20 protein-coding genes are annotated in these 13,948 nt (G+C 45.9%); 19 read left to right on the forward strand and 1 reads right to left on the reverse strand.

Translation table 11 applies throughout. The features are described from left to right. Positions 1-316: hypothetical protein (locus tag QQ041_RS15225; RefSeq protein ID WP_285954352.1), on the reverse strand; the 316-nt coding region annotated here is incomplete at its 3' end. 440 nt (positions 317-756) lie between these two features. Between QQ041_RS15225 and QQ041_RS15230 the strand changes: the two genes are divergently transcribed. The 19 genes from QQ041_RS15230 (at position 757) to QQ041_RS15320 (ending at position 13,948) form a co-directional block, all read left to right on the forward strand. Continuing rightward, positions 757-972, forward strand: coding sequence for an HP1 family phage holin (locus QQ041_RS15230; RefSeq protein ID WP_285954353.1), 216 nt, complete (start codon positions 757-759; stop codon positions 970-972). Beyond that, positions 953-1,480, forward strand: coding sequence for a lysozyme (locus tag QQ041_RS15235; protein ID WP_285954354.1), 528 nt, complete (start codon positions 953-955; stop codon positions 1,478-1,480). The genes QQ041_RS15230 and QQ041_RS15235 overlap by 20 nt, the downstream gene beginning before the upstream one ends. An 11-nt stretch (positions 1,481-1,491) precedes the next feature. Next, positions 1,492-1,848, forward strand: coding sequence for a hypothetical protein (locus QQ041_RS15240; protein WP_285954355.1), 357 nt, complete (start codon positions 1,492-1,494; stop codon positions 1,846-1,848). Beyond that, positions 1,805-2,062, forward strand: coding sequence for a hypothetical protein (locus QQ041_RS15245; RefSeq protein ID WP_285954356.1), 258 nt, complete (start codon positions 1,805-1,807; stop codon positions 2,060-2,062). The genes QQ041_RS15240 and QQ041_RS15245 overlap by 44 nt, the downstream gene beginning before the upstream one ends. 100 nt (positions 2,063-2,162) lie before the next feature. Then, the gene (locus tag QQ041_RS15250; RefSeq protein ID WP_285954357.1) at positions 2,163-2,633 is read left to right on the forward strand and encodes a hypothetical protein; all 471 of its coding nucleotides are present in this window, start codon (positions 2,163-2,165) and stop codon (positions 2,631-2,633) included. Next, the gene (locus tag QQ041_RS15255; protein WP_285954358.1) at positions 2,614-4,713 is read left to right on the forward strand and encodes a terminase gpA endonuclease subunit; all 2,100 of its coding nucleotides are present in this window, start codon (positions 2,614-2,616) and stop codon (positions 4,711-4,713) included. The genes QQ041_RS15250 and QQ041_RS15255 overlap by 20 nt, the downstream gene beginning before the upstream one ends. Then, the gene (locus QQ041_RS15260; protein WP_048663569.1) at positions 4,710-4,931 is read left to right on the forward strand and encodes a hypothetical protein; all 222 of its coding nucleotides are present in this window, start codon (positions 4,710-4,712) and stop codon (positions 4,929-4,931) included. Before QQ041_RS15255 ends, QQ041_RS15260 begins: the two co-directional genes overlap by 4 nt. After that, positions 4,924-6,417, forward strand: coding sequence for a phage portal protein (locus tag QQ041_RS15265; RefSeq protein WP_285954359.1), 1,494 nt, complete (start codon positions 4,924-4,926; stop codon positions 6,415-6,417). Before QQ041_RS15260 ends, QQ041_RS15265 begins: the two co-directional genes overlap by 8 nt. Further along, positions 6,398-8,410, forward strand: coding sequence for a ClpP-like prohead protease/major capsid protein fusion protein (locus tag QQ041_RS15270; RefSeq protein ID WP_285954360.1), 2,013 nt, complete (start codon positions 6,398-6,400; stop codon positions 8,408-8,410). The genes QQ041_RS15265 and QQ041_RS15270 overlap by 20 nt, the downstream gene beginning before the upstream one ends. A 68-nt stretch (positions 8,411-8,478) precedes the next feature. Further along, a complete protein-coding gene (locus QQ041_RS15275) occupies positions 8,479-8,829 on the forward strand; it encodes a capsid cement protein (protein WP_285954361.1) in 351 nt (116 codons plus the stop codon). After that, entirely contained in the window at positions 8,822-9,148 is a 327-nt protein-coding gene (locus QQ041_RS15280) for a hypothetical protein (protein ID WP_285954362.1), read from the forward strand. Before QQ041_RS15275 ends, QQ041_RS15280 begins: the two co-directional genes overlap by 8 nt. Then, positions 9,129-9,653, forward strand: coding sequence for a phage tail protein (locus tag QQ041_RS15285; RefSeq protein WP_136984875.1), 525 nt, complete (start codon positions 9,129-9,131; stop codon positions 9,651-9,653). Before QQ041_RS15280 ends, QQ041_RS15285 begins: the two co-directional genes overlap by 20 nt. Before the next feature lie 10 nt (positions 9,654-9,663). Further along, positions 9,664-10,140 (forward strand): hypothetical protein, encoded by a 477-nt coding sequence (locus QQ041_RS15290; RefSeq protein WP_285954454.1) that lies wholly within the window; start codon positions 9,664-9,666, stop codon positions 10,138-10,140. Next, positions 10,088-10,681 carry a phage baseplate assembly protein V gene (locus QQ041_RS15295; RefSeq protein WP_285954363.1) on the forward strand — a complete coding sequence of 198 codons (594 nt, stop codon included), beginning with the start codon at positions 10,088-10,090 and terminating at the stop codon, positions 10,679-10,681. Before QQ041_RS15290 ends, QQ041_RS15295 begins: the two co-directional genes overlap by 53 nt. Beyond that, entirely contained in the window at positions 10,678-11,010 is a 333-nt protein-coding gene (locus QQ041_RS15300; RefSeq protein ID WP_004733471.1) for a hypothetical protein, read from the forward strand. Before QQ041_RS15295 ends, QQ041_RS15300 begins: the two co-directional genes overlap by 4 nt. Beyond that, positions 11,007-11,987: a baseplate J/gp47 family protein gene (locus QQ041_RS15305; RefSeq protein ID WP_285954364.1), complete on the forward strand. Its 981-nt coding sequence runs from the start codon at positions 11,007-11,009 to the stop codon at positions 11,985-11,987. Before QQ041_RS15300 ends, QQ041_RS15305 begins: the two co-directional genes overlap by 4 nt. Beyond that, the gene (locus QQ041_RS15310; protein ID WP_285954365.1) at positions 11,971-12,621 is read left to right on the forward strand and encodes a phage tail protein I; all 651 of its coding nucleotides are present in this window, start codon (positions 11,971-11,973) and stop codon (positions 12,619-12,621) included. Before QQ041_RS15305 ends, QQ041_RS15310 begins: the two co-directional genes overlap by 17 nt. Beyond that, the gene (locus QQ041_RS15315; RefSeq protein WP_171762551.1) at positions 12,618-13,154 is read left to right on the forward strand and encodes a phage tail protein; all 537 of its coding nucleotides are present in this window, start codon (positions 12,618-12,620) and stop codon (positions 13,152-13,154) included. Before QQ041_RS15310 ends, QQ041_RS15315 begins: the two co-directional genes overlap by 4 nt. Then, complete coding sequence (locus QQ041_RS15320; protein WP_285954366.1) at positions 13,154-13,948, forward strand: hypothetical protein; 795 nt, start codon at positions 13,154-13,156, stop codon at positions 13,946-13,948. The genes QQ041_RS15315 and QQ041_RS15320 overlap by 1 nt, the downstream gene beginning before the upstream one ends.

A 13,948-nucleotide genomic window follows, 5' to 3' on the forward strand; every position in this document is an offset into this window, starting at 1 on the left:
TTGGAACTTGCGCTTGCAGAGTCGGTTTAGGTTCAATTGGAACGGCTAAAGACGGGATCTTGTATGTCGCGGCGCCTGTTTCATGAAATAGATGATTTTGAGAGTTAAAGATTTTAATGTTGTCCGCTGTTGTTGCAGCTTCATTGTTCATGTGAGCAAGCTTGATTTGTAATGCGCCCATATCTAGCATAGAAAGATGGTTTGGATTAACTAAAGCTTTTGTTACGCTTTGATTGTCGATTTTCGGGCTATATGTTCCGGCCATAGCAGCTGGAGCCGCCGCAATGATTGCAAGTGTGATAAGTGTTTTTTTCATGATTTGATCTCAGGGTTAATTTGTCAGCATTTGGCCTGACAAGTTCACAAAGAGATTAGAGTTATTGCTCTATTATTTCAAAGATGTTAATTAAAAACACTGTTTTCAATTATGATTATAAATCGTCTAACAGTATGTTGCTTTTGGAAAAGCTAAATTCAATATTACTTTGAAATGGATAGTCAAATTCCTTCTAAAGTTCCATTTCGTCATTAGGTTGAATGTAAGCGTCCACAAATGGAAAGCAAACGTGTAGCCTTTTTACTTTTAGTTACGATAGATATTTAATCGCTCAAATATTGAACTTGGCTTTTGAATGTGGCAATATTCCTATATTGGAGAACCTCGCCTTATCGGCGGGGTTTTTTCGTTTCTACTGTTTATAATTGACAAAGCACCCGTTTTCATGTGAAAGCCGGGTGCTTTTTTGTGAGCGCAATATGCAAGAGAAAATCAGTTCTTTCGTTTCATACGTGAGTGCTCTGACCTATGCAGGCTTTGGTGCATTCACTTTGCAAGATTGGGTCAGCGTAATAGGTTTGGTTTTTGTGATAGTGACTTATTTTACTAACCGGTATTACAAAAAAAAGATCGTAGAGATAATCAAAGCGAATCCAGAAAAAGCGGTGAAAGTTTATGCGAAGCGCGATTTCTAAGGGTGTGTGTTCAGTCGCTGTCGTGCTCGCGCTTGCTTTTAATTTAATTTCGAATTTGCAAACTAGCCAACAAGGCTTAAGGCATATTGCCAATTTCGAAGGGTGTCGAACTCAAGCTTACCGATGCAGTGCTAAAGTCTGGACTCATGGCCTCGGCCATACTCAAGGTGTCAAGCAAGGCGATACTGTGACCCAAGAGCAAATCGCCCGTAATTTCATCGCTGATGTGAAAATTGCCGAAAATTCTGTAAACAAGTATCTAACGGGCGACGTGACACAAGCCCAATTTGATGTGCTAGTGAGCTTTGTGTTCAACCTTGGCGTTGGTAACTTTAAACGTTCCACCATGCTTAAGTTATTTAACCAAAACCAACCCTTAAAAGCATGCCTCGAATTTTCACGTTGGGTCTATGTTAACGGCAAAAACTGTAGGGACCCTGATAGCCAATGTTCAGGGATCGTGAAACGTCGCGAATTAGAGCAACAAGCTTGCCTTAACGGCTGGTAATAAGGGGCTTTATGGACTTCTCTATCAAAAATGCTTTGTTGATAGGTTTGGTTATTTTGCTGCTTGGTAGCTTCGCTTTCTCTGCGTATCTACTTGATTTAACCAAGGTGCAAGCAAAGCGCTACGGTGAGCTTCAGGGACAGTTTCAAGACTCACTTAACAAAAATAAATCATTGTCTATCACCGTTAAAACCTTAAGCGATGAAGTTCGGCAAGCGCAACGGGCCGCTGATGTTTTATTGCTAGCTAAGGCCGAGCGGAATACTGAAACGATTCGCACAGTGACCCAAATAAAAGAGGTACTGGTTCATGAAGAATGTGCAGATGTGCCTATTCCTGATTTTTCTGAGTGGTTGTACTACCACTGAGGTCATCACTGAATACCAAGACCGCTTAGTTCTTCCTCCTGCGGTTTATCTGACTTCTTGCACACAACCTTTTACTGCTCCGCCTAAAACCTACGGTGAAGCGGTAGAGCGCGACCCTATGTGGCTAGAAGCCTGGCGCAATTGCGCTGATCAAATCGAGCATTTACGTGGCTTTTATGGCTACGAGAGTGCGATAACAAATATGGGCGAATAACACTGACTACTTGGGTGGTCGTCATCCGTTGTTGTCCGTAAATTTATTCCTTACGAGGGCGTGACACACGGAGATACAAGACTCGTTCAGAGGGCTTTCAATGAATAATGAAAAACGACTTTGGAATTTGACCGAGTTGGAAGCGTTCGATTATCACCGCTCTACGATCCGAAAAAAGCTTAAGTCTGCTGGGATTGAGCCAATCGCCTACAAAGGCAATACCCCCCTTTACGATGTGGTTCAAGTTGCCCCGTATTTATGTAAAGCAATGATTAAAGAAAGTGATGCTCCGGATTTGATGGGTTTTAAAACGGCCGCAGAGCTTAGGGCTTATATCCAGTCGGAACGTGAAAAATTGGCGCTTTTGAATGATACCGGTGAATGTGTGGATAAAGCTGACTATGAGCTTGAAATCGGCACTTGCCTTGCCAGTGTGAAGAGTTTTAAAGAGAAAGTGATCACTCGCGTTGAGTCTGCGATAACCAGTGTCACCCCACAAGATCTTGAATATTTGGACAAATTATTGAATTTCGATTTGAAGGCAATTGCCGATGAGCTTGAAAACGTTTGATCCCCGTTTAGGTGTTCAGTTTGCGGATGCCGCAGAAATAAGAAGAAAGTTGGCTTATTTGTGTCGACCTGTCAATAAAAGTCCTGTTCTTGCCGCTGATGAGGGTTTGTGGATTTCCGATGGGACGGATGTGACGAAGTTCTTATCGAGTCAAGTTCCTTACATTCGAGAGCCGATGGAGTGTTTATCGCGCCGTATTTATGAAGCGGTGATTTTAATGGGACCAGCACGGTCAGGTAAAACTAAAGGGTTGGTTGAAGGGTGGATTAATTACACAGTAACGCAAGCCCCTGGCGATATGTTGTTGATCTATTCAACAAAAAAGAAAGCAGAGAGTATGTCTAAAAAGGATCTTGCTCGTTGTTTTGCTGCGACGGAAGAGATTAAAAAGCTACGAACAGGGCGGAAATCCGACGATACGCTAACGTTTAAGCACTTTCTTAATGGGATGAATTTGAGTTTGGACTCTGCGACCGAAAGCAGTTTATCTGCCGAAACGTTTCGTTATGCCGGTTGTTCGGATTACGATCGGGCCGATGATGGCGTAGGGCAAGAAGGGAGCAAATTTCAGCTGATGCTTAAGCGGATTCAGAATGCGAAGTCTTCTGGGATGGCGATGGCAGAAAGTTCACCAGGGCGTATCGTTCGCCAACCTAAGTCACCGGCAGAGCTCGGCCCTCATGAAGCCCAGCCGTGTGGGGGAATTGCTCAGCTCTACAATCAAGGTGATCGTCGGCGTTTCTATTGGCAGTGTGATGATTGTGGTTTTTGGTTCCTTCCTGATTTTGAAACTTTGAATTGGGAAGACAAGTATTCAGATCCTCAAGATGTGGCCAAGTCTACCTATTGTCAATGTCCACGTTGTTTGCACCGTATTGATGAGCACCAAAAACAAGAAAAAAGTTTAGCGGCCCGTTGGTTTCGTGAAGGGGCGGTTGACTCGTTTGGTGAAGAGGTCACGGATGAAGACAAAATACGCCAGTCTAAATGGGCGTCGTTTGGGTTTGAAGGTGTCGTAGCTGCCTACCAGAGTTGGGAGAACTTAGTTTATCGTTATCTCACGGCTCAAACCCTGTATGAAGATAGCGGTGATGAAGATTCTTTGATGTCTTTTTATAACATTGATGTTGGCCGTCCTTATATCTTACAAATCGAAGGAAAAGATATTGGTGCTCATGAGCTGATGGAAAAAGCCAAAGGCAATCCTTATTTGCGTGGTGTGGTGCCTGTTGGTGGTCGCTTCTTGATCATGAGTATTGATGTTCAAGGTGGTAAATCCAATGCACGGTTTGTGGTTCAAGCTCAAGTGTTTGGCGAAGGTCTGCAGCGTTGGGTGATCGACCGCTTTGAAATTCTAACGACACCACATCGAAATGGTGATCGTATTAACCCTGCCATTTACGCTGAAGATTGGGACCTACTCATCGATCAGGTGATCAAGAAAACATACCCCGTTGCTGATGGCAGTGGACGAGTCATGAAATCGATATTAACACTGTGTGATTCTGGTGGTTCGGCTTCTGAAAAAGACGGTAAGAAAACCTCAGTGACCGATTTTGCTTACCAGTTTTATAACCGCCTTAAAGCGAAAGGGTTGGCCCACTTGTTTCGACTTGTGAAAGGGGCCAGCAACAAAGACATGGATTCACTGATTAAAGAATCTTACCCAGATAAGCGCAGCAAACTGGCGCATGGTGAGATCCCTTTATTACTGCTGCACACCAATCGACTAAAAAACCGTGTGGTGGCCAGCTATTCCCGTGAAGAATTTGGCTCTCGGTATTTCCATTTGCCCGCATGGGCGGAAAGAGAGTGGTTTGATGAACTGACGGCGGAATTCATCGATGAAAAAGGCCAATGGATTTGCCCTGATAAGACGCGTAACGAAAGTTTTGATTTATGCGCATATGCCGAAGCGGGGATGCACTTTCTTGGTGGTGATGACATCCATTGGGAAAGCGCACCACCTTGGGCGTCTGAATGGCAGATTAACCCGAATGTGATTGATGCTGACTTACAGCCTGTTTTCGAGCGCAAACTTAAGAAACGTTATAACCACTCAAGAGGTATTTTCGGATGAGTTTAGTAATACCGACCAATCAAGAACGTTTGCAGTGGTACCTTGAAGCCGAACAGAAAATCTTACAGCAACAGTCGGTTAAGACGGCAGAAGATGAAGAGTTGACCTTGGCGAGTTTAGCGACGGTGCGTAAAGAGATAGAGCGTTTGCAGCGCATTATTGCTTTGCAAGTTCAAGGGGGACGACGCTCTATGATACGGAGAAATTATCTTGAGTAGCCAAAACTTGCTCGACAAGCTTGTGGCCATCTTCAGTCCAAGGAAAGGGTTGGAACGTGCCTACGACAGACGGCTTTTGAATAAATACAACGCAGCACTTCCCCGAAATCCGCACACCAAAAAGACAAATAAACAATCGAAAGGTGATTCAAATTCGTTGAACAAAGGCGCGAAAGCGGTGTATCAACGTGCAAGGCACATGGATGAAAATAACCCGTTTGTTACAGCTATTTTGGATGAGCTTTGCGCCAATGTGATTGGTCCGAATGGCATCATGGTGGAGCCTCAGCCTCTAAACCATAAAGGTGAGGTTCATATTGAATGTGCTCAGGCGATCATGATCTGGTGGGAGAACTTTTCTTTAAATCAAAACATCGATGCTGAACATTCTCGCGCGGAAACTGAGTGGCTTGCGGGTCGAACATGGTTTCGTGATGGCGAGGTGTTTTGTCGAATGTTCATGGGTAAGCACAGTGATTTGAATTACCCAACAGATACGCCCTTTGCGGTGCAGCCCTTTGAGCCTGATTTTATTCCTTCGCATATAACGGAAGCTGAAGGAGGGCTGTTTGAAGGTATCAAGCGAAACAAGCTCGGGCAGGCTATTAGCTATCTGATTCAGAGAGACTCAAGAGGGTTTGAGTTCGTTGATGTCGATGCGCAGTTTGTCTGCCATTTAAAGTTTACTCGGCGCTTTCATCAAAACCGTGGCATTTCCCTTTTGCATTCCATTTTGGATTTGGTCGATGACATCGAAGATTACGACCAATCTGAACGTATTAGTGCCCAGATAGCGAGTCGTTTTGCTTATTTCATAAAACGAGATCCGACATTGAATTCAAACACATCGGACGCGTTCGATCGCGGTGGTGATTTGTTTTTAGGTATGGGGAATTCGTTTGAACTGGCACCTGGTGAAGATGCAGGAGTGGTGGAGAACAACCGAAAAGAAACCATGAGCAGTCCTTTCCGAAATGCCCAGCTTCGATTAGCCAGTGGGGGCGCAGGAGTGAACAACTCAAGCGTAACCAGAGACTACAGCAACGGCAGTTATTCCGCTCAGCGCCAAGAGTTAATCGATTCGTTTAGTCGTTATCGAGTGCTGCAGCGAAAGTTCGTTTTAGGTTGGACTCGCCCACAGTATCGACATGCTTTGCAGATGGCGATGTTAGCCGGTGAAGTAAACATACCCGCTGGGGTTAAGCGAGACTCTATTTTAAATGCGATCTATCAGGCGCCAGTGATGCCATGGATTGACCCTAGCAAAGAAATGGTAGGCGTCGAAAAAGGAACCCGTTTAGGTTTGCATTCCTTAAGTCATGCACAACGTGAACGTAATATTAACCCGTTGTCGACTCGTCGCGAAATTCAATCTGAACGTCAACAAATGAACGATATGCACATCGTGAGTACGTCGGACCCTGCTCATGCGGTGAAGCTCAACAATCAAAAAGAAGAGGCAAACCATGCCAAAACCAAAGAATAGCTGGTACACGCTTAAGAACGAAGCCGATGTGATTAAGATTTGGGTGCATGGAGATATCAGTGCTTGGGATATTGATGCAATGGAAATCATTGCGGCGTTGCAAGTGGCCAACAATAAAGAGGTTGAATTGCGAATGCTCAGTGGTGGGGGCAGCGTTTACCAAGGTCTTGCAATGTATAACGCCCTGAAGGCGCATAAAGGAAAGGTGATGGGCATTGTCGATGGCATGGCCGCGAGCATTGCGACTTATGTCCTGCTTGCCTGTGACTCTATCCGTATGCCTGAAAATGCCATGTTGATGATCCATAACCCTACTATCGGAGCGTGGGGCGGTGAGAAGGAAATCAACTCAGCGTTCCAACAGTTGCAAGCGGCGACCAAGACCATTTCTGAAGCGTACGCTGAAAAGTCGGGTCAACCTCTTGAAGAGGTACTGACTGCCATGGAGAAAGAAACGTGGTTCACGGCGCAAGCCGCTAAAGAGTGGGGGCTTGTTGATGAGGTAGTTGAAGCGGTCGACCTCAGTAACGCATTACAAAACCTCGATGAATCTGATTTTAAGAATTTCAAACAAGCGCCAAGCGAGCTGATGAATTCGCTAACGCAACAGGCGACTGAACCGACATCTTTGGCAGCGTCTGCTCAGCCAAATGAACCTCAAATAAACAAATCCAAGCAGGTAAGCGACATGCCGACACCAAATGAAGAATTACAAAACGCTGTAAAAGCAGAGAACCAACGCCAAGCAGATATTCGTGCGTTGTGTGCTCAACATAAAGTCAGCGAGGCACTCACCAATGAAATGCTGGCTGACTTATCGTGCTCAGTGGGACAGGCATCCACTAAGATTTTAGAAAGTATTGGCAGCCAATCAGCGGCAGGTCAACAAGAGCCTGAAGCGAATTTGACGGCTACGCACATGAGACTTGGCAACGGTAACCATGTAAAAGACGAACTGCAAAATGCGTTGAATGCACGTTGTGGTGTTGAGGATTTAGAAAAAGACAACGCGTTCGGTCATGAGTCATTATTGAATATGGCGCGCGCTTGCCTCGATGTGAATGCCCGAAGCGCCATCACCAAGAATGAATTGGTGAACCGAGCGTTTAACTCCGGTGATTTTGGCGACATCATTACTGAAGGTATCCGAACCGTGATGCGCGATGAAGCGCAAGCAAGAGCCCCGATGTGGCGTGAACTGGCTAACGTGGAGAACCTGACGGATTTTCGTGAAACTGAGCTAGTGATGGTTAATGACGCGCCGGACTTGATGAAAATATCGGAAGATGGCGAGTACAAAGCGGCGGTCTTAAAAGGCAGCGGTGAGCGCATTCAGCTTGCGACCTTTGGGCGTGAAATTCAGTTCACTCGTCATGCCATCATTAATGACGAAATTGGTTTAGTGGCGAAGGTGCCTCGTAAATTTATGCAGTCCGGTTATCGTTTGTCAGACAAGCTGATGTTTAACTCTATCCTCGCAGGCAAGATGGCCGATGGTGGAAATGTCTTTAAAGCGGGCAAAGACAAAGGCTGGGGTAACTTCATCAATGACATTCCAGCAGGCGATTACGCGGCGATGATTATGGCTCTGCATAAGGTCTTTGCGACGGCAACCACCATCCCACTAGATGGTGAAGCGGGTCAAGGCGATGCGTTAGATCTTCGTGGTGAGCTCCTGATTGCGAGTCCAGATCATGCTTCAATGTTTGAAGCGGTTTTGAACACCGCGAGCAAACCGGATGCCTTTAACCCAGCCTATAAAAAATTCGGCAAAGTGATTGAAACTGCGCGTTTAAGCGAGGTGAATGGCGCACTGGCGCTGACAGGTAAAGATTTTGATACCGTAGTGATGGGCTTCTTAGATGGCCAGCAAGACCCATGGTTAGAAACGGGCGACGGTTGGAGCAGCGATGGTGCCAAGTTCCGTATTACTTACGACTTAATGTCGAAGGTATTAGACCGCCGTGGTATTGCCCAAGCGATCTTTAAGTAAAGCTTGGAAGAACAGTTTAATTTGATTGATAGGGTGAGCATGGCTTGCCCTTTTTTAATGGTGACAATATGCGTTTAAGCGATGGGAATAAGATTGTGGCGACCGTGCCAACGGGTGGCTTTAAGAAAGATGTACCTTGTCTACTTGGGGCTTTATTAGTGGTGCCTAACTTTACGGCGAAAGCCGGCGAGACGGTGGTGTGTTACACACAAGGTCATTTTGATGGCCCGATTAAAGCCGGTGACAGCGTGAGCTTTGAATCTGAAGCGGCTTACTTCAAAAACGGTGAGTTTACCAAGACAAAGCCCACGGCAGTGGGGGATGTGTCTCAACCGGTCGGGGTGTTCATTGATGGTGGGGTGCTTCTGACTGGTGGTGTACTCACTGAGTTTGTGACTTTAACGAGTCGTGATGAGTGAGTTTGAATCGGCTCGGCGTCTTATTCGTCAATCTATCCAACGCTGTTTTGGTCGTCCTCTTTTTGTGATGACACCACAAGGGAAGCAGATTGAAGTGATCGGATACATCCGAAGTCACGAGAAGGGCGTGAATCAAGTGCATTTACTGGCTACGGATTCTGAGCTCCCTGAAAGCTGTACTTTGCTTTATCGCGATAAACGGTACCGGTTAGTGTTTGATACAGCGGCTAAAAGCCCCAACGGCACGAGTCAGATTATGAGGGAATATGTCCTGGTATTAGATACCCAAGGTGCGCAGCATGAGTGGTCTGAATTTTAGTCGTTCCCAATTGCTTTTAGATACGGAGTTTATTCGTCGTTATGAAGCGTTTGAAGAAGAAATTCCGAAAGCAGTACTTCGAGCGGCTTCGCTCACCTCTCGATGGTTACGAGGAGTATCGATGGCAGAGCTTGGCTATGAGCTCAGTATTGATAACAAAGCGCTGCGTTCGCGATTTCGAGTGTACAAAAACGGTCGTGTGTCGAAGCTGTGGATTGGTGTGCGTGACATTGGTGTTCACCGATTGGGTAAGCCCGTTCAAAACCGCTTAGGTGTCCGAGTGGGTGAGCATTTTTTTGCTGGCGCGTTTATTTCTCCGATGGATAGCGATGAACTCTTGGTATGGCGAAGGCGCGGTAAGTCGAGATCTCCCATAGAAAGAGTCGAAATCGATATTGCGGATGATGTTGATTCGATTGTTGAGAACTACTTACCCGATATTAATCGTAAATTTGAGGCGTTTTTTCATCGTGAATTCAAACACGTTCTTTCGCTCGCCGCGTGAGTGGGTCTTATTGGTGCTCAATCACTTAGAGCAGCGGCTTACGCTTAAGGTCGATACTGTTTATCGACGCCAAGCGGTTGAGTTGGCCAACACCACCATCAGTTATCACATTGGCGAGGCCGAGCCGGTTAATGAATATGCCAACGACGGGCGTCACCTTCATGACATTGAATTAAGGTTCTTGGTTGAAGTACCTATATCCATGGATGGGTTTGATTTGGAAGCGTTGGACGCTTCAACGCGTGTAGAGCGAGAATTGCTGCATCAACAATTTGGTGCGTCGAGCGATTTAGACGGTGCGGTAGTGGTGTCTAATCTTCCTAGCAAGTTTGATCCAAAAAATGGTGTGTTTGCACGAACCGTGACGATGAAACAGCGTATTCGATTAGGCCCAGTGGAAGAGAGCTGGCATTACATTGATGGGGGCTCCCACCATGCTAACCAAGCTGATGAAACATGTGAGCGCATTAGAGAAGAAGGTTCTTGAATTACATGAAGAGTTAGAAGAGAACAATCGCGCTTCGGCTAATCTACTGCGCCTAGGTGTTGTTGTGAAAGCAGAGGCAAACACCGTCGATATTCAGACAGGGGATAATCTTGTAAAGAGGATCCCTTTTTTTGTGCTTGCGGCAGGAAGAGTCAGCCATTATCGGCGCCCTTCAGTTAACGAGCAATGTTTGCTGATGAATTTGGGAAGCGGTGACAGCTTAAACAATGCCGTGGCGTTAATGGGATTACCTTCTACTCACTTTCAAAGCCCAACACTCAAAGAGAACGAGGTGATGACCGATTACGGTAACGGCATGTCAGAGCTTTATAACCTCGATGACGGCTCTATTATTTGCCGGTATCCAGGGGGCATGAAGATCTACGGTGATACTTGGCAAAATGGGGATTATCAAGCAACGGGAGAGGTCACCGATCATACTCGTTCGATGCAAGCTGACCGAGAGATTTATAACGAACACGAGCATCCAGGCATACTTCCTGGTCCTGCGAAAACCAAGCCAACGGAGCAACAGCAATGATTGGTATTGACCCAAAAACAGGAAAAACCGTAACCGGAGCCAGTGCCTTGAACTGTCGTTTTGCAAAGGTACTAACGACAGAAGTCAGTTCACGAGTAAAACGTCGAGGCGTTGGAAATCGAGCGGTCTCGCGTTTGGGAAAGCAGCAGACACCCACCGAATCCATGATAGTTCAAAATCTAACGTTAGAGGCTTTGTCCAACCCATTGAATGGGTTAACGGATTATCAAGGCATTCAGTGCCAAGCCATCCCACACTTGAATGGATTTAGAGTGAAAGTCTCGGGAACATGGCGCGGTGAACCTCTGCAATTGAGTGGTGCATTATGAGTAATAAACCTCAAGCTTTCAGTGAGCCTAACTTTGAATCTCTGTTGAATGAATACATCAATTTTGCGGTGGAATATTGCGCTCAGCGAGATGAAGATAAAGCGAAACAATTACGCGAGGCTTTTAATAATCAAGGTGAGCTGCTCGCTCAGGTGACACAAGCGTTTGTCTTAAAACGAACCGCTGAAATACGAGAGCAGAATCATCAAGCTTTGCAGATGTTTCGTAAGTACGTGACCGATACCGAAATGGTGGATCTGTTGGCGTTGCAATACAGTTTAAAGCGTCAGGTCATAGAAGCCGGTGATGAGACTGTTTTTCCCGCAAAGCCTGCGGTAATGGAGTCTAATGAAAGTTTGCTTCAGCGTTTTGATTTGGCGCCTTTCCAGTTTCATACCACTGGCACTCGGCTTGGTTATCGTTTTCATGCCATGACTTTAGAAGAGCGGCCAATCATTACGGTGAACTCTGAAAAAGATGCTCTGGTGATGCGTTATGAGTTTCCTGAAACATCCTTACCTAACCCTATCAAAGATGCGCAAGCCAGGATGCTTGAACCTAATTCAGGCAAAGTTTGTGTGGCGTTATTAAGCCGCACATCACTCAATGGTGTTCCAAGTTCGGCCTTGCTTGAAAGAGCAAGACAATACTTAAACCGCGATGACATCGCGCAAGAGTCGGATGAGATCACGGTAAAAGCGGCAACGCCTAAACCTTATCAAATTGAAGTGACGCTTTTTACAGGAGCGGATCCCAACAATGAGGTCGACAAAGCGTCGGCGGTCGTTGTGGCTTGGCAGTTTGCCGAAAAAGCACAAAGGCTTGGCGGCATTATTGACCGGGAAGAAGTGGCCCATATTTTTTATGAGCTGGGTGCGAAACGGGCCAAGGTTCAAGCGCCGGCGGTTGATGTGGTGTGCGCTTGGGATGAAGCGCCACATTGTACGGAGGTGATGGTGAATGTCCGATCTGAATAAGGCGTTTCTATCGGTCCAGCCCAATAATGCTTCTCTTATTGAAGAGGCTTTGGAGTTTGCTTGGACAGAACTTATTCAATCCACTTTTTGTCCGTATCCCAACCTTAAACAACCCTTATTGACGGATAAAACCTTTGTGGCTTTGCTTGCGGGTGAGCGAGGTGTAACGGATTGGCAGCCAAAAGACACGCTAGAAAGTCAACGTAAAACGGTGGATAAGGCGTTTGATATTCATCGAAAAGCAGGAACGCGATTTGGTTTGTCTATTGCATTGGATGCGATTGATTGTGATGTGGAAGTGACACCTTGGCATCAAATGCAACCAAGACACGCGCCGTATCATATTGAATGTATCGCATGGCAACGAAATCAGCCGCTTGATAAGGCGGCGACAACCCGAGTCTTAAGTCGTATTGAGAGCACTAAGTCTGAGCGAGACACGGTTGATTTCATTATGGCCCTTGGCGCTGAATTTGGGTTTGAATTTTCAGCGGTGAAGCACAATAGCGTTATTGCGAAAGACGATCACTGCAGCGGTAACATTAAAGCCTCATCAGGCTTTGCTCCTCTGTATTGGTGCGCAGCCACACGCCTAATTATTACAACTGATTTTGAATTTGGAGCAGTAGCATGAGTTATGTCGTGCAATACACCGATGCGGGGCTCGCTGAGCTTATTAGCGCTCGCCACCAAGGGCTAAAAGGAGCAATCAAATACATTGCTGTGGGGGATCGTAGTTATACACCGACGACAGATCAGAATGCGTTGAAAAACGAACTTCAACGCGAAGTCATTTTGGACTGGGAGGAGCTCAGCCCAACACAGTTGAGAATGGGCGCCGTCTTCAAAGGCAGTCAAGAATATGAAGTTCGTGAAGTGGGGTTCTTTTTAGAATCCGGTACTTTGTTGGCGGTGTATTCCGCCCCGAGGACATTACTGACATACAAATCGGCGAATTCGAGTTGGTTACAGAGGTTCACACTGGATGTGTCTCCACTGCCGAGCAGCAGCGTGACAATCGAGGTCGGGACCGAGAATGTCAATTTACTGATGTCTGAAGAGGTGTTGACTGCTGCTATCGCAACGATCTCTTTAGGAACAACACAAATTAAAATAGCTCATCAGCATTTGTTGCTTAGTGAGCGGCTAAGAACGGAGCTGGGTTAATGGGTATTGAACAAAAGATTACAGATTTACAGCGAATTTCTGCAGAGCAGACAGCAGCTTCACAAGCGTTGTCGCAAGAAGTTGCAGGGATAATGGGGGAGATTGATCAAAAAGTTATTGAAGCCAAAGATAGCTTTGATCGTTGGCGTGGTGAAGTTCAAGCAAAAGACATCAATGGCCAAAGTGACTATAAGTCGGTGATTGATTTAACGGGGTTGAGTACCGACTATTTTTATCCAGTCTGGTGGAGAATGCCAGGTAATGAAGAGGGAGGATCACGAATCACTATTTCAAGAGGGCATTCGGAAGACCGAGATCTGGCTCCTTTCGGGCAAAGGATTTTTATTGCAGGGTTAAATCTGCAAATGGAAGGCGTGGGATGTCAATTTCATGGGGATGCAAATTACCTCACCATCAAACGACTTTCTCAAACCTTCCGAAAAACTGTCCGAGCCGTTCATTTGGGCATGAAATGTATTGCTTACCCCGTTAATAATACTAGGCCTTTATATGGAGGGGTTTCCTCCGGGAGTATTGTATACCATGGTCAACGAAGTGGGTGCTACCTAAGAGGCGGGCTGACTTATCACGTAAGAAAAAGTTTCAATAATCAGCTGTGGTATAGCCGAGAAGCTGGGGAGGTGTCAGCAGGAATATATGCGCCTGCAAATTTAGAAATTGAATGGAAAGTTAAGGCGTATCATATCGATGACCCATTTCTTGGTCCTGACTATGGAGAGCGTCGTCTAGCTTATGCGTTAGATTACGATAAACGTTATGCAAGAAAAGACTGA

It is taken from the genome of Vibrio sp. TMPB1044 (assembly GCF_030442075.1).
Taxonomy (GTDB): domain Bacteria; phylum Pseudomonadota; class Gammaproteobacteria; order Enterobacterales; family Vibrionaceae; genus Vibrio; species Vibrio satsumensis.